This is a genomic window from Streptomyces sp. NBC_00239, from assembly GCF_036194065.1.
In the GTDB taxonomy this organism is placed as follows: Bacteria; Actinomycetota; Actinomycetes; order Streptomycetales; family Streptomycetaceae; genus Streptomyces.
The window spans coordinates 6,688,546-6,706,913 of sequence record NZ_CP108095.1; the positions used below are offsets into that span (position 1 = coordinate 6,688,546).

At 69.8% G+C, this 18,368-nt stretch carries 25 protein-coding genes; 20 read left to right on the plus strand and 5 right to left on the minus strand.

From position 1 onward, the window contains the following. Positions 1–6: 6 nt before the first annotated feature. A complete protein-coding gene (locus OG764_RS29460; RefSeq protein ID WP_328971449.1) occupies positions 7–729 on the minus strand; it encodes a M23 family metallopeptidase in 723 nt (240 codons plus the stop codon). A gap of 362 nt (positions 730–1,091) precedes the next feature. Here OG764_RS29460 and OG764_RS29465 point away from each other — a divergent pair, with 362 nt between their 5' ends. The 3 genes from OG764_RS29465 (at position 1,092) to OG764_RS29475 (ending at position 3,158) form a co-directional block, all read left to right on the plus strand. Then, entirely contained in the window at positions 1,092–1,760 is a 669-nt protein-coding gene (locus tag OG764_RS29465; RefSeq protein WP_328971450.1) for a TVP38/TMEM64 family protein, read from the plus strand. A 104-nt stretch (positions 1,761–1,864) separates the two neighbouring features. Next, positions 1,865–2,320: a hypothetical protein gene (locus OG764_RS29470; RefSeq protein ID WP_328971451.1), complete on the plus strand. Its 456-nt coding sequence runs from the start codon at positions 1,865–1,867 to the stop codon at positions 2,318–2,320. 418 nt (positions 2,321–2,738) lie between these two features. Beyond that, positions 2,739–3,158 carry a hypothetical protein gene (locus tag OG764_RS29475; RefSeq protein ID WP_328971452.1) on the plus strand — a complete coding sequence of 140 codons (420 nt, stop codon included), beginning with the start codon at positions 2,739–2,741 and terminating at the stop codon, positions 3,156–3,158. A gap of 135 nt (positions 3,159–3,293) precedes the next feature. Here the strand turns inward: OG764_RS29475 and OG764_RS29480 are convergent, their stop codons facing one another. From OG764_RS29480 to OG764_RS29495, 4 genes are all read right to left on the minus strand, one after another. Continuing rightward, the gene (locus OG764_RS29480) at positions 3,294–4,892 is read right to left on the minus strand and encodes a multicopper oxidase family protein (RefSeq protein WP_328971453.1); all 1,599 of its coding nucleotides are present in this window, start codon (positions 4,890–4,892) and stop codon (positions 3,294–3,296) included. Between the two features lie 71 nt (positions 4,893–4,963). Then, on the minus strand, positions 4,964–5,410 hold the full coding sequence (locus OG764_RS29485; RefSeq protein ID WP_328971454.1) for a hypothetical protein: 447 nt from the start codon (positions 5,408–5,410) through the stop codon (positions 4,964–4,966). Positions 5,411–5,514: 104 nt separating this feature from the next. Continuing rightward, positions 5,515–5,850 (minus strand): metal-sensitive transcriptional regulator, encoded by a 336-nt coding sequence (locus OG764_RS29490; RefSeq protein WP_266445819.1) that lies wholly within the window; start codon positions 5,848–5,850, stop codon positions 5,515–5,517. After that, entirely contained in the window at positions 5,847–8,660 is a 2,814-nt protein-coding gene (locus OG764_RS29495) for a heavy metal translocating P-type ATPase (protein WP_328971455.1), read from the minus strand. The genes OG764_RS29490 and OG764_RS29495 overlap by 4 nt, the downstream gene beginning before the upstream one ends. Positions 8,661–8,861: 201 nt before the next feature. Here OG764_RS29495 and OG764_RS29500 point away from each other — a divergent pair, with 201 nt between their 5' ends. The 17 genes from OG764_RS29500 (at position 8,862) to OG764_RS29580 (ending at position 18,330) form a co-directional block, all read left to right on the plus strand. Next, positions 8,862–9,125, plus strand: a complete 264-nt coding sequence (locus tag OG764_RS29500) for an SHOCT domain-containing protein (protein WP_266445814.1) — start codon at positions 8,862–8,864, stop codon at positions 9,123–9,125. 27 nt (positions 9,126–9,152) lie between these two features. Then, positions 9,153–9,383 (plus strand): DUF2933 domain-containing protein, encoded by a 231-nt coding sequence (locus OG764_RS29505; protein WP_328971456.1) that lies wholly within the window; start codon positions 9,153–9,155, stop codon positions 9,381–9,383. Positions 9,384–9,412: 29 nt separating this feature from the next. Then, positions 9,413–9,676, plus strand: coding sequence for a hypothetical protein (locus tag OG764_RS29510; RefSeq protein ID WP_328971457.1), 264 nt, complete (start codon positions 9,413–9,415; stop codon positions 9,674–9,676). Next, entirely contained in the window at positions 9,669–10,394 is a 726-nt protein-coding gene (locus OG764_RS29515; RefSeq protein WP_328971458.1) for an isoprenylcysteine carboxylmethyltransferase family protein, read from the plus strand. The genes OG764_RS29510 and OG764_RS29515 overlap by 8 nt, the downstream gene beginning before the upstream one ends. Then, the gene (locus OG764_RS29520) at positions 10,394–10,525 is read left to right on the plus strand and encodes a hypothetical protein (protein WP_266445806.1); all 132 of its coding nucleotides are present in this window, start codon (positions 10,394–10,396) and stop codon (positions 10,523–10,525) included. The genes OG764_RS29515 and OG764_RS29520 overlap by 1 nt, the downstream gene beginning before the upstream one ends. Positions 10,526–10,527: 2 nt before the next feature. Further along, a complete protein-coding gene (locus OG764_RS29525) occupies positions 10,528–10,845 on the plus strand; it encodes a hypothetical protein (RefSeq protein WP_328971459.1) in 318 nt (105 codons plus the stop codon). Between the two features lie 171 nt (positions 10,846–11,016). Then, positions 11,017–11,793, plus strand: coding sequence for a PspA/IM30 family protein (locus OG764_RS29530; RefSeq protein WP_328971460.1), 777 nt, complete (start codon positions 11,017–11,019; stop codon positions 11,791–11,793). Continuing rightward, entirely contained in the window at positions 11,790–12,068 is a 279-nt protein-coding gene (gene pspAA / locus OG764_RS29535) for a PspA-associated protein PspAA (protein WP_328971461.1), read from the plus strand. Before OG764_RS29530 ends, pspAA begins: the two co-directional genes overlap by 4 nt. A gap of 5 nt (positions 12,069–12,073) precedes the next feature. Then, positions 12,074–12,997: a zinc metalloprotease HtpX gene (htpX, locus tag OG764_RS29540; protein WP_328971462.1), complete on the plus strand. Its 924-nt coding sequence runs from the start codon at positions 12,074–12,076 to the stop codon at positions 12,995–12,997. A gap of 20 nt (positions 12,998–13,017) precedes the next feature. Next, positions 13,018–13,596: a PspA-associated protein PspAB gene (pspAB, locus tag OG764_RS29545; RefSeq protein WP_328971463.1), complete on the plus strand. Its 579-nt coding sequence runs from the start codon at positions 13,018–13,020 to the stop codon at positions 13,594–13,596. 39 nt (positions 13,597–13,635) lie between these two features. Continuing rightward, positions 13,636–13,857: a hypothetical protein gene (locus OG764_RS29550; protein ID WP_328971464.1), complete on the plus strand. Its 222-nt coding sequence runs from the start codon at positions 13,636–13,638 to the stop codon at positions 13,855–13,857. Positions 13,858–13,968: 111 nt separating this feature from the next. Further along, entirely contained in the window at positions 13,969–14,376 is a 408-nt protein-coding gene (locus OG764_RS29555; protein ID WP_328971465.1) for a cupredoxin domain-containing protein, read from the plus strand. 507 nt (positions 14,377–14,883) lie between these two features. Next, positions 14,884–15,534 carry a DUF305 domain-containing protein gene (locus OG764_RS29560; protein ID WP_328971466.1) on the plus strand — a complete coding sequence of 217 codons (651 nt, stop codon included), beginning with the start codon at positions 14,884–14,886 and terminating at the stop codon, positions 15,532–15,534. A gap of 136 nt (positions 15,535–15,670) precedes the next feature. Continuing rightward, positions 15,671–16,150: a general stress protein gene (locus OG764_RS29565; protein ID WP_328971467.1), complete on the plus strand. Its 480-nt coding sequence runs from the start codon at positions 15,671–15,673 to the stop codon at positions 16,148–16,150. Between the two features lie 211 nt (positions 16,151–16,361). Further along, complete coding sequence (locus OG764_RS29570; protein ID WP_328971468.1) at positions 16,362–16,976, plus strand: hypothetical protein; 615 nt, start codon at positions 16,362–16,364, stop codon at positions 16,974–16,976. After that, positions 16,973–18,052, plus strand: coding sequence for a cytochrome b N-terminal domain-containing protein (locus tag OG764_RS29575; RefSeq protein ID WP_328971469.1), 1,080 nt, complete (start codon positions 16,973–16,975; stop codon positions 18,050–18,052). The genes OG764_RS29570 and OG764_RS29575 overlap by 4 nt, the downstream gene beginning before the upstream one ends. Next, positions 18,052–18,330: a hypothetical protein gene (locus OG764_RS29580; protein WP_328971470.1), complete on the plus strand. Its 279-nt coding sequence runs from the start codon at positions 18,052–18,054 to the stop codon at positions 18,328–18,330. Before OG764_RS29575 ends, OG764_RS29580 begins: the two co-directional genes overlap by 1 nt. The last annotated feature ends 38 nt before the right edge of the window (positions 18,331–18,368 follow it).

The following is an 18,368-nucleotide window of genomic DNA, read 5'->3' on the forward strand; positions in this document are numbered from 1 at the left end:
CCAGCGTCACACCGAGACGCCCTGCTCGCGCAGGAACTTCAGCGGCTCGATCGCATAGCCGTAGACGGGGGCGGTGCGCGCCTCGAAGTGCAGGTGGGGGCCCGTCGAGTTGCCGGTACTGCCGACCTTGCCTATCTCCTGGCCCGTCGTCACGGTCTGCCCGACTCGCACACTGATCTTCGACAGGTGCCCGTACTGGGTGTACGTACGGTCTCCGTGCTTGATCACGATGTTGTTCCCGTATGACCCACCCCAGCCGGCGTCGACCACGGTCCCGCGGTTCACCGCCTTCACGGAGGTGCCGGTCGGGGCAGCGAAGTCCTGGCCGGAATGCTTGTTGGACCACATCGTGCCGCCGAGGCCGTAGGCAGAACCGATGGTGTAGCTATTGAGCGGCTTCACCCAGGCGGCCGGGCTCTTGCTGATCGCGGCCCTCTTCTTGCGGTCGGCGGCAGCCTTCTGTGTGGCGCGCTGCTTCGCGTCGTCCACCGCACGCTTCCTCGCGGCGGCCTTGGCGTCCGCGGCCTCCTTCTGACCTTCAGCCTGGGCCATCACGGCCGCCGCGAGAGGTTCGCCCGTCACGTACGTGAAGACGTCCGCCCGGGGCTCCGCAGCGAGCGCCACGCCGGCGCCAAGCACGGCCGAGACCCCCATGCCGACAGCCATCACGGCGGCGCGGCGGCGTAGGACGGCCTTGCTCGAGGCGCTGGAATTGGCGTGCTGCGTCATACGCGTTTCCTCCAAGGAGCGAATGAATCCCCGGCGGCATCCGGGGAGGTCCGCACCTTGATATCCCGCCCTTCAGAGGGCAGCAAGGGGCCCCTCTACGGCCTCATGTAGTAGCAGTCGTGAGGGGAGTCGACGGCTTGTCCGTGGTGTGGCCAGATCGCGTCAGGGGCCTGTGCCCCGACCCCGCTAAAGACCCTGCTGCAGGTTCGAAGATCGTGGCACACGGTCATGAACGTCCTAAGTTGCTTAGTATGTGAATCCGGTCATGTGCGACACATCACCGGTTACTCAAGTGGATTTGAGTTTTGTAGGGCCGCCGAGATTTTGGTGTTGTCGGGAATCGACTGCCGTAGACTCGCCGAGTGCACGTACCGCCGCTTGCCCGGCTCGCTCTCCTCGTCGCGCTGTTGGCGGCTGCGGCGGGTTCCCTGCTGTTGTGGAGTCCGCAACGTCTCCTTTCGCAGGGATTCACCTCTGCGAGCTCGGAGATCTGGACGGCTCCCGCTTTCGTCGTCGTTTTCGCGCTCGCCACCCTCGCCTTCTTCCCGAAGCCGGTGCTCAACGCCGCCGCAGGGGTCCTATTCGGGATCCCTGAGGGTCTGCTGCTGGCGGTCGCCGGGACCACTCTCGGCGCGGTGCTGGCCTTCGGTCTCGGACGGAGCCTGGGTCGGGACGCGCTTCGGCCGCTTTTGAAGAAGAAGACCCTCGCTGTCCTCGACCGCCGACTTACCGATCAAGGCTTTCGGAGCGTGATGCTCCTTCGCATCGTGCCCGGCATTCCTTTCCAGGCGGTCAACCTGGCTGCGGCCTTTTCGGGAGTCCGCCTCCGGCCCTTCGTCGCCGCAACGGCACTCGGTGTGCTGCCCGGGACCGCCGCGTACGTGATCGCCGGAGCGTCGGCCTCCTCTCCGACCTCTCCTGCCTTCCTTCTCTCGACCGCCGCGATGATCACCATGACGCTGCTCACGCTCGTCTCTCTGAGGCGAGCCCGGCGCACGATGGTCTCGTCGAGCGCCGGCAAGCCTGTTTGATCATCCTCGAGTAGGGCCAGGTCCGTGATGGCGCTCGGGGAAATAGCAATACCCCCACCCGGTGTCATCACTACCGCATCCGACAACGGCCGACGGAGTAAGCGATGGAGCGACGGCGGAGGACCGCCGCCTGGTGCGGTCGACTTCTGCTGTCCGCTGCGCTGCTCGTCGGCCTCATCACGATGCACGTGCTCGGCCATCCCGCCGAGCAGGCTTCGTCTCACTCGCCTGACCGGTCTGTCACGGTCACCTTCGCCGCGGTCACCATCGACGGCGAGCATCAGACGACTGCAGGCGCGGCTCCCGCCGAGGGCGGCCATACGCCCCTGCGAGGGCTGGACACTGCCCTCGTCTGCGTGGCCCTGCTCAGCGCGTGCACAGTGGTCTTCCGTGCCTCCCCCTCCAGCAGCCATCGGCTTTCGGGGCTCCTGCTTGCCGGGCTGGCGCGACTCCTGCACGCCCTTCGGCCGATGCCGCCGCCAGTCAGCTGCGGACCCGCGGAGAAGCGGGCCCGCGACATGCCGGACGAGGACCAGGCCGTAACCATGCCGCGGTCCTAGCCGCCCATCGTCGGCCCCCGGCGCCCCGCCCCCTCACAGCCGCAGCGTGCGGCGCAGGGTGATGGTGGGTTCGGTGTGCTTCGCCTCGCCTGCGGCGGGTGGCGATGACGGCGGGCTCGAAGTAGGCGGAGACCATGTCGGCTGGGCCGTCGGCGCACCCTGCCTGTGACTGTCCCGCCCCAGCCAACGGTCAGCGGCGGCTCCTCCGCCGCGGTGCGGTGACCCCCTGCTCTCGCTCCGGCACATCGTCATCGCTGGCCCGCTGCCCGACGTGGCTTGATGCGTGGGCTGGGCAGGCCAACCTGATGTCTTCCGGTGCCGCCGGACGGCGCGTGTTGCCGTTGACCGGGCTTCGGCTTGGGTGCTGCGCTGCCTGTATCGCGTCCGGCCGAATCGGCGGCTGACGAGGAACCCCGGGATGGACGTCATGAACGACGGCAACGAGTCCGCCGGGCGCCCGCCGGTGCAGTCTCGGCTCGAACGCCTGCGGCAGTCGGCCCGGGGGTGGCAGAAGGCACAGCTTGCTGTGCTGGGGGCGACGGCTCTCTTCGGGGTACTCAAGTCCCGGACGGTGCCCTACGCGCCCCGCGAAGTGCAGTTGGCTTCCGGAGTGCTGCTCCTGCTGGCTCTGGGTATTGCCTGCTGGGCCGCGCTCCTCGTCGGCCGTGTCGCTTGGTCACTGCCGGGTGGAAACACACCCTCGCGACGCCACCGCGGTGAGGAAGCCGAGCTGTGGCAGGCCAGCCGGGGACTGGGCAGGGGGCGCCTCCTGACCTATGTGGCGATCGCGCTGGCCGCCTTGGCCACCGCCTCTCAGTGGTGGCCCTCGCTGGCCTGAGGCTCCCATTGACATCGAAGTACGCCTGGCGCCGCCGACCCGGGGGCTGCTTGCGTCTCTGGCCGGGTACTCCGGGCAACGGTGGCCGGATGGCACGCGAGCGACGCGTGCCATCCGGCCCATCCGGCCGCGAGGTCATGACCGGTAGGCGATGTTCGTCATCATCCCGGCCTCGCCGTGGTAGGCGTTGTGGCAGTGCAGCATCCACTGGCCGGGGTTGTCGGCGTCGAAGAAGACGGACAGCTTCTTCTTGGGCAGGACGATCGCGGTGTCCTTGCGCGGACCCGAGTCGCCGAGCTGGTAGGTGTGGCCGTGCAGGTGCATCGGGTGCCACATGGTGGTGTCGTTGACGAAGTCCAGCCGCACCCGCTGGCCCTCCTCGACCAGGATCGGGTTGGACTCCGGGGCGGTCATGTCGAACGGCTTGCCGTTGATGGCCCAGTTGTAGTGCATCATGCCGCCGGTGAGCTTGATCTCGTGCGTGACGTCGGCCTTGGCGGACTTCAGTCGCACGTCGTCGGCCGCGCGGAGCTGGGAGGCGGTCATGATCAGGCCGCCGAGTTCCTTCGGCCGTACGGACGCCGACGGGGCAGTGCCGGAGCCGGTACGGACCAGGGCCAGGCCGCTCGCGTTCTTGCCCTCGGCCGCGGCGACCAGGGGGAAGACGCCGTCTGCGAGGGTGACCAGGACGTCGTAGCGTTCGCCCATGCCGATGAGCAGGGCGTCCACCTGCTGGTGCTGGACCGGGTAGCCGTCGGTGTGGGTGATGGTCAGCTGGTGGCCGCCGAGGGCGACCCGGTAGGCGGTGTCGGAGCCGGCGTTGATGATGCGGAGCCGTACCTTGCGGCCGGGCTTGCCGGTGTAGACGTCGGGGTCGGCCGGGACCCGGCCGTTGATCAGGTGGTACGGGTACTTCACGTCGCCGGCGTCGCCGCCGAGCAGCTCACTCTCGGCGCCCATGAACATGAACCTCGACGACATGCCGCCCGGGGAGGCTGACGGTGACGGGGATGCCGTATCGCCGTCCATGTTTCCCATGTTGTGCATGTAGTGGCCCTTCATGCCCGAGCCGGAGCCGTCGCCCATGTCCATGCCGCCCATGCCCTGCCTGAGTTCGGCGAAGACCTCGTCGGGGGTGCCGGTGACGCCGTCGACCCAGTCGTCGAGGACGACGACCCATTCGTCGTCGTACGCCAGCGGCTCGCGGGGGTCCTCGACGATGAGCGGGGCGTACAGGCCGCGGTCGAGCTGGACGCCGACGTGCGGGTGGAAGAAGTACGTGCCGGGGGTGTCGGCGATGAACCGGTAGGTGAAGGTGCTCCCGGCCCGTACGGGGGTCTGGGTGGCGGTCGGCACGCCGTCCATGTCGTTGCGCAGCGTGATGCCGTGCCAGTGGATCGAGGTGGTGGCCTTGCCCGGCAGCTGGTTGGACAGCTCGGCGGCCAGGGTGTCCCCGGCGGAGAGCCGGAGCTCTTTGCCCGGGGTCCGGCCGTCGAAGGCCCAGGTCTTGGCCCTGATGTTGCCGCCCAGGTCGAGCATGGCGGGCGCCGCGGTGAGGGTGGTCTTGTGTTCCCTGCCAGTGCCGGCCCGCTTCTTCTCGGCTCGGGCGACCTGGGAGCCGGAGGGGCTGACCAGGGCGGGGGTGCTGGCGGAGTTGCTGCAGGCGGCGAGCGCGCCCACGCCGGCGGCGCCGAGTCCGGCGAGCAGGACGGAGCGTCGGTTGATGCTGTTCACGTGTGAGTCCTCTTGTTCGAGCTGCGTATGGGGTCGCTGGCTTCACGGCACAGGGGTGCCGTGGGCGCGGCCTAGATGCGCAGCTGGGAGAGGACCGACAGGTCGGGCGGAGCGCGGCCGATCGCCACGGCGGACACCGGCCGGGCATTGGCCTGGTGCGGGTTCGTCGACAGCCCGGCATGTTCCTGCGGCGGCACGGGGAGCTTGACCACCTCGATGCTCGCGGTGGTGCAGTGCTGCATGCCCAGGCTGGCGCAGGCGCTGTGCGGAAAGCTGTGCGCGGACGGGCTCGCGCCGAGTACGTCCGTGTGGTCGGCGGCGGAGCCCTGCGGCATCGCGCCGGCGGTCGAGGAGGCCATGCCCGGCATGGCGTGCCCGGTGTGCGTGGCGGAGGGCGCGGAGGTGACGGCGACCGCGGCGGTCTCGTGGTGGACGAGCAGGGCCAGGGCGGCGCACAGGGCGATGACGGCGCCGCGCCCCCAGCCCATGGCACCCGCAAGGGCCTTCTGTGTCGCCATCGCCTCCACCCGGGCTTCTGTTCTCCGAGCCCCGTGGGTGGGAGCTCGCCGCCCGCTCAATATACCCCTGCGGGGTTTTCCTGGCCTGTGGGTCGGAGAGGCGGTCACAGGCGCAGTGTGCGGCGCAGGGCGAGGGCAAGTTCGGCCAGCTTGGCCTCGCCCTCGGCCGGATTCGAGCGTGCGGCGTCGGTGACGCAATGCCGTACGTGGTCGTCGAGCAGGCCGAGCGCGACTTCCTGCAGGGCTCGGTTGACGGCGCTGATCTGGGTGAGGACGTCGATGCAGTACCGGTCGTCGTCGACCATGCGGGCGATCCCGCGGACCTGGCCCTCGACCTTGTGCAGCCGGGCGAGGTGGTCGCCCTTGTGGTCGGCGTAGCCGTGCGGGGCCGCGCCCGGTGCCAGGTCCGAGGTGCTCGCGTGGCCGGGTTTGGCGGTCATCTGCTCTCACCTCCTTCATGGGCCCCGCCTGCCGCGAGTGCGCGGTAGTGGACCGGGTCGGCGTCAAAGGCTGCCGCGCAGTGCGCGGAGCAGAAGAAGTAGCTGCCGCTGGCGGCGTCGCGCCGTTCGGCGGCGGCAGCCGGGTCCACGCGCATGCCGCACACCGGGTCCACCGTGATCGCCTCGGCGCCCTGCGAGTGGTCTTCCCCGGCCACGGGCTCGAGGTGCGGCCGTTGGCCATCACTCTCTGCGGCATGGGCCGGGGCCCGGTCGGCAGCGGATTCGACCCGAGGCTCGACGGGCTCCACCGTGGCGGGCGGCAGCGGCGTCGGATGCCAGCGGCGCAGGCGGGATGCGTTGGTTACCACCGACAGGGAGGACAGGGCCATGGCGGCGGCGGCGATGATCGGGCTGAGGCGGATGCCCCACACCGGGTAGAGGGCTCCGGCGGCGAGGGGGATGCCGACGGCGTTGTAGACGAGGGCGAAGAACAGGTTCTGCCGGATGTTGCGCATGGTGGCCCGGGAGAGGCGGATGGCGGTGACCACTCCGGTCAGGGAGCCGGAGATAAGGGTGATGTCGGCCGCTTCGATCGCGACGTCGGTGCCGGTGCCGATCGCGAGTCCCACGTCGGCGGCGGCGAGGGCGGGGGCGTCGTTGATGCCGTCGCCGACCATACCGACCGTGCGGCCCTCCGCCTGTAGGCGGCGGATCTCGTCCGCCTTGTGCTCGGGCAGTACCTCGGCCAGGACCCGGTCCACGCCGACCTGGGCGGCGATCGCGGCGGCGGTGCGGGCGTTGTCACCGGTGATGATGACCACGTCGATACCGAGCCGCCGCAGGGCGGCGATGGCCTGGGCGGAGTCGTCCTTGACGGTGTCGGCGACGGCGAGGACACCGGCGGGCCGGCCGTCGACGGCGGCGAGGACGGGGGTCTTGCCCTGGGCGGACATCCCGGCCGCGACCGGGGTGAGGGCGCTGGTGTCGATACCGGCGTCGCCGAGCAGCCGGGCGGTGCCGACCAGCACAGCGTGGCCTTCCACGGTGGCCCGTACCCCCTTGCCCGTGACGGAGTCGAAGCCCTGCGCCGCAGGCAGGGTGAGACCGCGCTGCCGGGCTCCGGTGACGATCGCGCCGGCGAGCGGGTGCTCACTGTCCGCCTCGGCCGCCGCGACCAGGACCAGCAGCTCGTTGTCCTGGAAGCCGTCTGCCGCGTGCACGTCGGTGAGGACGGGCTTGCCCGCAGTGACGGTGCCAGTCTTGTCCAGGACGACGGTGTCGAGCTTGTGCGCGGTCTCCAGCGCCTCGGCGGAGCGGATCAGGATGCCCGCCTGGGCGCCCTTGCCCGTGCCGACCATGACCGACAGCGGGGTGGCGAGTCCCAGGGCGCAGGGGCAGGCGATGATCAGCACCGCGACCGCGGAGACCAGCGCGAGCGTCAGGGCCGGGGCGGGGCCGATGGTGTACCAGAGCGCGAAGGCGGCGATGGCGATGGCGATGACGGCGGGCACGAAGTAGGCGGAAACCGCGTCGGCGAGCCGCTGGATGGGCGCCTTGGACGCCTGGGCCTGCTGCACCAAGCGGATGATCTGCGCGAGCATGGTGTCCGCGCCGACCTTGCTCGCGCGTACCCGCAGGGAGCCGGTGCCGTTGACGGTCGCGCCGATCACGGTGTCTCCGGCCCGTTTGGTGACCGGCATCGGTTCGCCGGTGACCATCGACTCGTCCACCGCCGAGGACCCCGAGAGCACCTCGGAGTCGACCGGGATCTTCTCTCCGGGCCGGATCACGACCTCGTCGCCGACCGCCACGTCTTCCACGGGGATCTCGGTTTCGGTGCCGTCGCGGATCACCCGGGCGGTGCGGGCTTGCAGGCCCAGCAGTGCGCGGATGGCTTCGCCGGTCCCGGCCTTGGCGCGGGCCTCCAGCAGCCTGCCGAGCAGGATCAGGGTGAGGATCACCCCGACCGCCTCGAAGTACACCTCGCGCAGATCCTCGGGCAGCAGGCTGGGGGCGAGCGTGACGATCAGGCTGTAGCCGTACGCGGCGGTGGTGCCCAGCGTGATGAGGGAGTTCATGTCCGCGCTGCGGTGGCGCAAGGTGAGCCAGCCGGTCGAGTGGATGGGCCAGCCGGTGTAGAACATCACCGGAGTAATCAGGGCCAGTTGCAGCCAGTGGCCCAGCATCCATTCGGGCACCCAGTCGGCGCCGAACAGCTCGTGGGCCATGACGGCGAAGAGCACCGGGGCGGTGAGCACGGCGCCTACGGCGACCCGGCGCGTCAGGTCCGTGATCTCCGCGCGCCGCTCGGCGGCCTCCGCCGCCTCCGCCTCGGCCCCGGTCCCCCCGCCGCCCCTATGTTCCGCTTCGGTGGCGGCGGCAGAGGTTTCCGTACCGTCTCCGTCGGGGGTGACTTCCGTGATGCCGGAACCGTCCGCCGGTTCGACCAGCAGCGTGCCGTGGATCATGTTCATTCCGCAGGCGAACCCGAACGATCCTGCCTGATCCGGGCTGACGCGCACGGTGGTGCGGGTGAAGGCCGGCAGCCCGGCGCTGACGCGTAGGTCGGGGAAGACGACCCGGTTGGTGCACTCGCCGGACTCCTGCCGGTCGAAGACCAGCTCCACCGGAATCCCCTGTCGGACCCGGATGACATCGGGGCTGTAGCCGCCCCGCACCGTCACATCGACCCGCTGCACCCCGCCCTCCAGGTGCGCGGCACGGGCCCGGCGCGGACCGAAGAAGAACCACCCCAGGCCGGCGATCAGCACGGCAGCAGACAACACCACGATCACATCGGCGAAACCCATGGCAATGGCCTCCCTGCGTTTTTCACTCCCTCCAGCCTCGCCCCCGTCTACCCCAACCAGGTAGGGGCTGAACGGTCCCGATACAGGGGACCAGGTGGCCCCTGCGCATACGGCCTGGCGGGGCGACATTGGTAGCAGGAGTCACCGGCCGGACGGCGGGCCCCGCGCCCGCAGCCCCCGAATCCCGGGAAGTGAAACGCGATGATGTTCTGGTTCGACCACGACGTCAGCGGCTGGGGCTGGTTCGCCATGTCGGCCAGCATGATCCTCTTCTGGGCCCTGATCATCACCGCCGCCGTCCTGCTCTTCCGCGCCCTGAACCGTGCCCCCGAACACACCCACATGCCCTCCGGGCCCTCGCCCGAGCAGCTGCTCGCCGAACGCTTCGCCCGCGGCGACATCGACGAAGAGGACTACCAGCGGCGCCTGACCGCCCTGCGCTCCTCCGGCCCCGCCAAACCCTGACGACCCTCCCAAGGAGGAGGACCGGCCATGAACAACAACAGGAACTACGGCCTCTACGCGATCGCCATCGCCATCGCCCTGGTCGGCGCAATGACGCTCGGCGTGCCCCTGGGCACCCTCGCCATCCTCGCCATCGTTGCCCTCTGCCCGCTGATGATGTTCTTCATGATGCGCGGCATGCACGGCGGTGACGACATCCACAGGCACGATGACGTGCCCAAGGACCGCGACCCGCACGACCACAAGCCCTTCCGCTGAAACCAGCGGGCGAGGTCAGGTGACGTGGCATGCAAGCCTTGATCGCGATCTTGATCGGCGGGCTGATTCTCGCGGCCCTGGTCTACGACATCGGCCGCCTGATCACACCTCGCGAGAGCCGGTGGCCCCCTTTGGCGCGGCTGCGGGGCCGCCGCGCCGCTCTGGAGGCCGCCGAACGCTGGTGTGCGGGCCTGCGAACCCACGGCCAGATCGACGCGGCCGCCTACCAGCGGCGCATGAGCGCACTGGCCCGCGGACAGCGGACACCGCCCCGAGGAGGACGTGATGGGTGACGCCGCATACGGCCTGTGGCCGCTGGTGGTGCTCAACACGGCGCTGTTCATCGTCTTCGCCGCCAGCTTCTTCCACCCGAAATCCAAACGGGACTGGCGGGCCATGGGCGCCTACAGCGCCTTCCTGGTGGCGCTGTTCACCGAGATGTACGGCACCCCGCTGACCATCTACCTGCTGGGCAGCTGGCTCGGCAACCAGTTCCCGCTCCTGGAAGACACCCACGCAGGCGGGCACCTGTGGAACGACCTGACCGGCTGGTCGGGCGATCCGCACCTGAGCCCCTTCCACCTGGCCAGCTACGTCGCCATCGGCTTCGGATTCTGGCTGATCGCCGCCGCCTGGAAGGTCCTGCACGACGCCGCACAGCACGACAGGCTCGCCACCACCGGCCTCTACGCCTGGGTGCGCCACCCGCAGTACGACGGCTTCCTGCTCATCATGATCGGGTTCCTGCTGCAGTGGCCCACCCTCCCCACCCTGATCATGTTCCCGGTCCTGGTGTACGTGTACGCGCGCCTGGCCCGCAGCGAGGAACGCGAGGTCGCGGCCCGGTTCGGTGAGGAGTGGACGGCCTACGCCGCCCGTACTCCCCGCTTCTGGCCACGTCGGCCTCGCCGCGGTAGCCCCGCTTCGCCGGGCAAGGACACCCCGTCCGGGCACGAGCCGGGGCCGGCGCCCGAGGCGACGTCCCGGCACTCCGCCACCGGGAGGAGCTGATGACTGGACTCCCCGTCCTCGTCCAGGCAGCGATCGTGGCCGGCGTGCTCGCCGGGATCGTGCTGGTGCTCCTCGTGCTCGCCCGCATCGAGCGCCACCGTCGGCCCCGCGGCCCCGACAGGAGGCGATAGACATGGCTGCCGCCCTTGTCCTGGTCTGGCTCCTGATCACCGTCCAGGTTCTGACCATCGCGGCGTGCGCACTGCGTCTCGCCAGGTGCCACCGGCGAGACGCCTCGCGCCTGGACCGCACCCTCCACCGCACCGCCCCCGCCCTCCTGGCTGCCGGTGTGCTGCCCGTTCCCGCTCTGCTCGTCGCCGACGCGCCCGCAGCTGCCTGGGGACTGTGGGGCGCCGGCACCATCGCCGCAGCCCTGGCCCATGCCGTCGGTGACACCTTGCGCGACATTCCCAGCCCGCCGGCGGCTACCCAAGCCGGGAGCGGGCCATGACCAGCCACAACCCGCACGGAACACGATCAAACTGCCGCCACAGGGACACACCCGGACAATGGAAGAGACGCGTTCCGGGCTGAGGACCAGCGGCGGGCCGGTACCGCGGCTGCGCGGTTTGACGCAGCCGATCCCTCCGGCGGGCACAAACTTCAGAGGAAGGCGGTCGCCATGACCAGCATCTCCCAACGCATCGCCACCTTGTTCCGGATCAAGGCGAACAAGGCGCTGGACAAGGCCGAGGACCCACGCGAGGTCCTGGACTACTCCTACGAGCAGCAGCTCCAGATGCTGCAACGGGTACGGCGCGGTGTGGCCGATGTGGCGACCAGTCGCAAACGGGTCGAGCTGCAGGTGAGCCAGTTGCAGCAGTCCGCGGGCAAGCTGCAGGGCCAGGCGGAGCAGGCACTCGCGGTGGGGCGTGAGGATCTGGCGCGCGAGGCGCTGACCCGCCGGACGGCCGTGGAAGCGCAGGTCACCGATCTTGAGGGCCAGCAGGCGTCACTGAAGGAGCAGGAGGAGAAGCTCACCCTCGCCTCGCAGCGTCTGGAGGCGAAGGTGGACGCGTTCCGCACCCGTAAGGAGACGATCAAGGCGACCTACACCGCGGCCGAGGCCCAGACCCGCATTACCGAGGCCGTGACCGGCATCGGCGAGGAGATGGGCGATGTGGGCCTGGCCATGCAGCGGGCCCAGGACAAGACCGAGCAGCTCCAGGCGCGCGCCGGCGCGCTGGACGAGCTGATCGCCTCCGGCGCGCTGGACGACGCCACCCTGCCCGCCGGACGTGACGACATCCAGGCTGAACTGGAGCGCGTCACCGCGGGCAGCGACGTAGAGATCGAGCTGGCCCGGATGAAGGCCCAGCTCCCGGCGTCCGCGGCTGCGCCGGCCGTGGAGGCGGGTGGGACCAGGCAGGCACCGCCGGACCAGGAGGCGACGTCATGATCATGCGGATTCTCGGCGAGGGCCAGTACGAGATTACCGAGGAACACCTTGCCCGGCTCAACGAACTGGACTCCACCCTGCAAGAGGCCGCCGACTCAGGTGACGAGACGGCGTTCGCCCACGCCCTGTCGGCCCTGCTGGACGGGGTGCGCAGCCTCGGCACACGACTGCCGGACGAGCAGATCACGCCGTCCGACCTGATACTTCCCGACGAGACGAACAGCCTCAGGCAGGTACGCGAGCTGCTCTCCGACGAGGGCCTGATCCCAGGGTGATGACGATGCGCAGCCGTTTTGAACCCGACCGGCAGCTGACCGCCCGCATGGTGGTCACGATGTTCCTGCTCGGCCTGCTGTACGTGGCGTTCATAGCCGCGCTCATCGTACTGCTCAAGTCCGTCGTCCTGGTCGTCGTCATCGCCGCCGCCATGCTGGGCGCCCAGTACTGGTACTCCGACCGGATCGCCCTCTACGCCATGCACGGGCACCTCGTCACGCCTGAGGAACAGCCCCAGTTGCACGGGGTCATCGACCGGCTGTGCGCCACCGCGGACATGCCCAAGCCCCGGGTGGCCGTCTCGGAGATGGACCTGCCCAACGCGTTCGCCACCGGCCGCAACGCCAACCACGCCGTGGTCTGCGTGACCACCGGCCTCATGCGTCGCCTGGAGACCGAGGAACTCGAAGGCGTCCTGGCCCATGAGCTCTCCCATGTCGCCCACCGCGACGTGGCCGTCATCACCATCGCCTCGTTCCTCGGCGTGATCGCCGGACTCGTTGTCCGCTTCGCCTTCTACTCCCAGCTGTTCGGCGGACGCAACCAGCGCGACCAGAACACCGCAGCCGTCTTCATGGCCGTGATGGCGGTTTCCGCCCTCGTCTACGCCATCAGCTTCCTCCTCATCCGGGCGCTCTCCCGCTACCGGGAGCTGGCCGCCGACCGGGCCGCGGCCATGCTCACCGGGAAACCCTCGGTCCTTGCCTCGGCGCTGACCAAGGTCAGCGGCGACATCGCCCGCATCCCCACCCGGGACCTGCGCACTGCCCAGGCATTCAACGCATTCTTCTTCACCCCCGCCCTCGGGCCGGGGACCGCGGTGGCGAACATGTTCTCCACCCACCCCACCCTGGAACGCCGTATCGAGGCGCTCGCGGAGATCTCCGTACAGCTCGGCGAGGCGGGCGGCGAACCCGGCGAGGCGTGATGAGAAGGAGCTGATGCCCCGTGGGATTCCTGGATGTCCTGTTCGGACGGAGCAAACCGGTCAGGCCCGACCTGGACCAGCTCTTCGGCCTGCCCTCCGCGGCGATCACCCTCCAGGCCGCCATCGGCTTCACCCCGACCGGAGCCGGATCGGTGTGCTTTGCCGCCATCGAGGGCGGAGCCTTCGCCCAGATCCAGCAGGAGGTACGAGCCCTCCTCGACGCGGACTCCGAACGCGGCGGCGAGCCGGTGGAGTTCAGCCGCGACACCTACGGATACTCATGGCTGCTCTCCCGCCGAGACCCCGGCGACATGCCCGCCCTGGTCAACGACCTGCACGCGGTGAACACCGCCCTGCAGGACAGTGGCTTCGGACCGCAACTCCTCTGCTCCCTGGTCACCTTCCACGACGCCGAACTGCGCCCCCTCGCGCTGGTCTACCTCTACAAGCGCGGCACGTTCTACCCGTTCGCCCCGCTGCCCGGAAACAAACGCGACAATCCGCTGGAACTCCAGATCAAGGCCACGGTCAAGGACGACCTGCACATTGAACAGGACCTGACCCGCTGGTTCCCGCTGTGGGGCGCACCCGGCCTGTGACAGAGGACCAGTGTGTATCCGATCCGGGGAGGTGACCACGTGACAGAACCCGACCTGCCGTCCCACCACGCCGGGCTCAACCACGTGCTGCGGGTGTCGCTCGCCGCCGTTCCGGCAGTCCTCATCCTCCTCGCCGTGGCCACCATCCCCGAGGGGTCCACAGCCCTGAGCATCCGCGAAGGCGGCCACGCCCTCTCCAGCAGGTCTGAATCCCAGATGTCCACGGCGACACAATGGCCCCACCGCCAGACGAGCCGATGAGGCGGATGGCGGTACTGCCCTGGCGGGCGCCACCCTGGTCAGCGACCCTGAGTGCGCGGCCGATCACCAGCCGCACCCGGAGCAAGCAGCCCGTCCGAAAGACCACTCCGCATGTCACCTACCTGTCCGCGGCGGGGCCGCACCGCCCTGGCGGGGGCAGCCTGCTTGCTGCTCGCCCTGAGCGGCTGCTCGAACGGCAGCAACGGCTACGGCACAGCCCCCGCCCCTACGAGCGCCGCTTCCACCGCGTCCAGTGCCGTACCCGGCGCGGTGCGCATCGTGATCGAGAACTTCACCTTCAGCCCTGCCGATCTTCAGGTGCGTCCCGGGGCGAAGGTCACCGTCGTCAACCGGGATTCGGCCTCACATACCGTGACCGCCACCGGGGACAAGGCGTTCGACACCGGCACCATCAGCGGCGGCGCGACGGCAACCTTCACCGCGCCGTCCACGCCCGGCAGCTACTCCTACCTGTGCACCATCCACCCGAACATGAAAGGCACCCTCACCGTGACCTGACACCATCACCAGGGCTCCACGCCCGCGCGCCACGTGCAGGCCGCGCCTACGCTGAAACCGTGAGCCGAGGCGAGCCGAGTGCGTCGCCGCCGCCGGTGCCGCGACTCACGATGCCGCTGGTACTCGCCGTACTGACCGGGCTGGTGGCCATGCACCGCCTTGGCCCGGCCAGCCCCCCTACCGGCGGGCCTCGCCCCGCATTCACGACGACGGCAGCGCGGACCGGCACGCCGGCCACGCCGACCAGATGTGCGCGTCGGGAGCCGTTCCCGGCGCAGTGTTCGTCCCCGCACTGACCGCCTGTGCACCGAGCGGCATCGACACCACAGCATCGCCTCCCCCTGTCGGTGTCGTACGAGCCGTCCGGAGGGCACGCCCCGCCCACACTCGCCCAGCTCCAGCTCCAGCTCCTGCGGATCTAGGAAACGCCCCCGCGGTGCGGGGCCCGCTGGGCTCGCCTCCGCACACCGGCATTCCTCGATCCCCCACGTCCAGGAGCTGTGAACCATGAACACAACCCCCTCCCGCCTTCGCCGCCGTGCCGCTGCGGCCACCGCCGTTGCGGCGGTCGCCGCACTCGGACTGGCCGCGTGCGGAGATGAGGGCGACAGCGGCGCGACCAGCGCCCCACCGCCCGCCACCGCCTCCGTCCCGGCCACCGTCCCCGCGGGCGAGCACAACCAGGCGGATGTCACCTTCGCCCAGGGCATGATCCCGCACCACCGCCAGGCCATCCTCATGTCCGAGATGGCCCAGACCCACGCCTCCTCCGACGAGGTGAAGGCCCTCGCCGCGAAGATCAAGAAGGCGCAGGACCCGGAGATCGCCACCATGACCGGATGGCTGAAAGCCTGGGGCGAGAAGGTCCCCACAGGCATGGACGGAATGGACGGCATGGACGGTGGAGACCACGACGGCTCCGGCATGCCCGGCATGATGGACAACCAGCGGATGGACCAGCTGCGCGGCGCCTCCGGCACGGGCTTCGACACCATGTTCCTGACCATGATGATCGAACACCACGAGGGCGCGGTCGAGATGGCCAAGACCGAGAAGACCGAAGGCGCCTACGGTCCAGCCAAGACGCTCGCCGACGACATCATCACCGCCCAGACCGCGGAAATCGCCCAGATGAAGACGATGCTGGGCAAGAGCTGACCCACAAGGACGGGGCGGCGCCGTCTCGCCTGCCCCATCCAGCTGCCTGTAACGGCCTGGGCAATCAGTGCCCAGGCCCGGCGGCCAAGCGGCGGAGGCGCAGGCCAGCCACCCCCCGAGCAGAGGGAGCCCATTAATGACCGAGCAGACGCCCACCGCGGCGGTGGACCGTCCGGTCGTCGGCTCGTATTCGACCTACGCCGGTGCCCAGAGCGCGGTCGACTTCCTGTCCGACAGCAAATACCCCGTGGAGCGAACCGCGATCATCGGTACGGACCTGCGCATGGTCGAGACCGTCCTTGGCCGCCTCACCCGCGGCCGGGCCACCCTGGCCGGCGCCGGCAGCGGCGCGTGGTTCGGACTGCTGATCGGGCTACTGCTGTCGCTGTTCGCCGCCGGCAGCCACCACGTCCTGGTGCTCATCGCGAGCGGGCTCCTGTACGGCGCGGCGTTCGGCGCGGTCTTCGGATTCGCCGGCCACTCACTCAGCGGTGGCCACCGCGACTTCGCCTCCCGCAGCCAGATCGTGGCCGCCCGCTACGACGTGGTCGCCGACGCGGAGGTCGCCGAGGAGGCCAAGAACCTGCTCATCAAACACTCCTGGCGCGAAGACTGACCCGTTCTGCCCGGGCAACGGCGGGAAGCAGCGCAGGGCGCCGGCATCGACCGGCCCCGCCTCGACGCGGGGCCGACGGAGGCGTGCTCGCCTGGGTGAACAGGCCGCAGCTCGGCGAGTCAGTGAACAAGAAGCTTCTTTGCATCACCCACACTCGGCTGGTGCTGGTCAAACGGGGGCCGTGTCCCTGACGCCACGAAAGGCGATCGTCATGCGCAAGGACACCCCCGGCCCGAGAGCGGGCATGCGGCAGAGGGCAGGCTTCCGTGTCCCTTCCCGGCGTGCTGCCGGGCTGGCTGGCGCGGCGGTTGCTCTGCTCCTCCTCACGATGCCCGGCGTTGCCCGGGCGGACATGGAGGAGAGCGACAAGTCGGCGGTGCTGGTCGAGCAGGCCATCGCCCTGATCGCCAACGACGCCGGCCAGGCACGAGTGGCCGAACGGATTGAAGACGCCCTGGAGGCGCCGCGCAAGGAGGGCGCCGACCTGGGCTTGGTGGCCAAGGCCCTTGATGTCGTTGAGCGTCCGGGCCAGGACCAGGCCACCCTCCAGGAGACCCGCGCAATCCTTGTGAAGTCGCTGGGCGGCAAACTGCCCTCCGCTCCGCAGCCCGGACGGTTCGCGACGGGCACCGAAACCGGGACGAGCGTGGTGCTGGACGAGTTCCGGCCCGCACGGGGCATCGCCGATGCCGGGGACGCGGCCCTTCTCGCGCTGGCCCTGGTCGCGGTCGCACTCGGGCTGTGGCTGTCGGTCCGGCTGCGCCCCCCTCACAGCATCCGGGAACTCGAGCGCCGCTCCGCGAAAAAGGAGGGCAGAGGCCGATGACCTCCGACCCGACCCCACCGGCCCCCGCGACCCCGGCGGGGACAGCCCACCGCGGCCGTTTCCATCGTGTCGTCGACGCGATCGACGAACGCATGGGCACCAAGGCCCTGACCTATCCGGTGCCCGAGCACGCCAACAACCTGGCCTGGAGCCTGGGCGGCATCACCACGGTGGCGTTCGTGATCCTGCTGGCCACCGGGATCTACATCGCGCAGTTCTACTCGCCGATCCCGGAGGACGCCAACCAGTCGGTGCGGGACCTGGTGAGCGACGTGTGGCTGGGCGGCTTCGCCCGCGGCCTGCACTACTGGGCGGCGCAGGCCATGTTCGTCACGGCGCTGCTGCACCTGCTGCGGGTGTTCTTCCACGCCTCCTACAAGAAGCCGCGCGAGGGCAACTGGATCGTCGGCGCCGCGATGTTCCTCCTCACCTTCCTCGCCGTGTTCACCGGCACCGTCCTGAAGTGGGACCAGGAGGGATACGAGGCCCTGGTCCACAACCTGGACGTGGCCGAACTGCTCGGCGGGGCAGGCATCTGGTTCACGCAGGAGCTGACCGACCGGGTGCCCATCCTGCTGCGCCTCTACAGCGCGCACGCGGTGATCATCCCCGGTCTGGTCCTGTTGCTGTTCGTGTGGCACGCGCTCCTGGTCAAGCGGCACAAGATCTCGCCGCACCCCCAGATCCCGGCGCCCGAAGCCGAGTCACCCGAGCCGTTCACCGCACACCTCAAGCGGGTGGCCGCGTTCGGGCTGGTGCTGCTGGGCCTGCTGTCCGTTCTCAGCGTGCTGGTACCGCCCGTGGTGGGCCCGACCCCGGTCGACGGGATCGAAGTCACCCGCCCGCCGTGGATGTTCTGGTGGTTCTTCCCGATGGAGCAATGGTTCGGCGTTGCCTCCATCGCCTACGTCATCGCGGGCGTCTTCGGACTGATCTTCCTCGTGCCGTTCCTCGACCGCGGCCCCAAGCGGAGCTGGCGCGAGCGCAAACCCGCCCTCGCCGCCGCCCTCGTGCTGATGCTCGCGCTCGCCGCGATCACGATCCAGGTCTGGATCGCCAACCCGAAGGGGCACTGATGAGCATCAATGCCCTGCAGCGCGTACAACGCTGCTTCTGGGCTCTCACGACCACCGCCGTCCTGGCGGCGGGCGTGCTGTACCAGGGTCTCCGCTCTGCTCCCGGCCCTGGCACCGGGCTGCTCGTACTGGCCGCCCTGCTGCTGGCCGCGTCCGCCGTCCAGGCAGCGCGGATCCTGACCGTACTCGCCGGCCTGCCCCGCCTCCCGAAAAGGCGGCGCACCCCAGGCCCCCAGCCGGCGGACCGCGGTGGACACGAACACGGAAGGGAGCGATGACGGTGCCTGGCTCCACAGACGAACACGGCCACCATGTG

Excerpts from the sequence above, each read along its gene's own strand:
- OG764_RS29460 (WP_328971449.1), bottom strand. The coding sequence starts at position 729 with ATGACGCAGCACGCCAATTCCAGCGCCTCGAGCAAGGCCGTCCTACGC.
- OG764_RS29470 (WP_328971451.1), top strand. The coding sequence starts at position 1,865 with ATGGAGCGACGGCGGAGGACCGCCGCCTGGTGCGGTCGACTTCTGCTG.
- OG764_RS29475 (WP_328971452.1), top strand. The coding sequence starts at position 2,739 with ATGGACGTCATGAACGACGGCAACGAGTCCGCCGGGCGCCCGCCGGTG.
- OG764_RS29485 (WP_328971454.1), bottom strand. The coding sequence starts at position 5,410 with ATGGCGACACAGAAGGCCCTTGCGGGTGCCATGGGCTGGGGGCGCGGC.
- OG764_RS29490 (WP_266445819.1), bottom strand. The coding sequence starts at position 5,850 with ATGACCGCCAAACCCGGCCACGCGAGCACCTCGGACCTGGCACCGGGC.
- OG764_RS29495 (WP_328971455.1), bottom strand. The coding sequence starts at position 8,660 with ATGGGTTTCGCCGATGTGATCGTGGTGTTGTCTGCTGCCGTGCTGATC.
- OG764_RS29500 (WP_266445814.1), top strand. The coding sequence starts at position 8,862 with ATGATGTTCTGGTTCGACCACGACGTCAGCGGCTGGGGCTGGTTCGCC.
- OG764_RS29505 (WP_328971456.1), top strand. The coding sequence starts at position 9,153 with ATGAACAACAACAGGAACTACGGCCTCTACGCGATCGCCATCGCCATC.
- OG764_RS29510 (WP_328971457.1), top strand. The coding sequence starts at position 9,413 with ATGCAAGCCTTGATCGCGATCTTGATCGGCGGGCTGATTCTCGCGGCC.
- OG764_RS29515 (WP_328971458.1), top strand. The coding sequence starts at position 9,669 with ATGGGTGACGCCGCATACGGCCTGTGGCCGCTGGTGGTGCTCAACACG.
- OG764_RS29520 (WP_266445806.1), top strand. The coding sequence starts at position 10,394 with ATGACTGGACTCCCCGTCCTCGTCCAGGCAGCGATCGTGGCCGGCGTG.
- OG764_RS29525 (WP_328971459.1), top strand. The coding sequence starts at position 10,528 with ATGGCTGCCGCCCTTGTCCTGGTCTGGCTCCTGATCACCGTCCAGGTT.
- OG764_RS29530 (WP_328971460.1), top strand. The coding sequence starts at position 11,017 with ATGACCAGCATCTCCCAACGCATCGCCACCTTGTTCCGGATCAAGGCG.
- pspAA (WP_328971461.1), top strand. The coding sequence starts at position 11,790 with ATGATCATGCGGATTCTCGGCGAGGGCCAGTACGAGATTACCGAGGAA.
- htpX (WP_328971462.1), top strand. The coding sequence starts at position 12,074 with ATGCGCAGCCGTTTTGAACCCGACCGGCAGCTGACCGCCCGCATGGTG.
- OG764_RS29555 (WP_328971465.1), top strand. The coding sequence starts at position 13,969 with ATGTCACCTACCTGTCCGCGGCGGGGCCGCACCGCCCTGGCGGGGGCA.
- OG764_RS29560 (WP_328971466.1), top strand. The coding sequence starts at position 14,884 with ATGAACACAACCCCCTCCCGCCTTCGCCGCCGTGCCGCTGCGGCCACC.
- OG764_RS29565 (WP_328971467.1), top strand. The coding sequence starts at position 15,671 with ATGACCGAGCAGACGCCCACCGCGGCGGTGGACCGTCCGGTCGTCGGC.
- OG764_RS29570 (WP_328971468.1), top strand. The coding sequence starts at position 16,362 with ATGCGCAAGGACACCCCCGGCCCGAGAGCGGGCATGCGGCAGAGGGCA.
- OG764_RS29575 (WP_328971469.1), top strand. The coding sequence starts at position 16,973 with ATGACCTCCGACCCGACCCCACCGGCCCCCGCGACCCCGGCGGGGACA.
- OG764_RS29580 (WP_328971470.1), top strand. The coding sequence starts at position 18,052 with ATGAGCATCAATGCCCTGCAGCGCGTACAACGCTGCTTCTGGGCTCTC.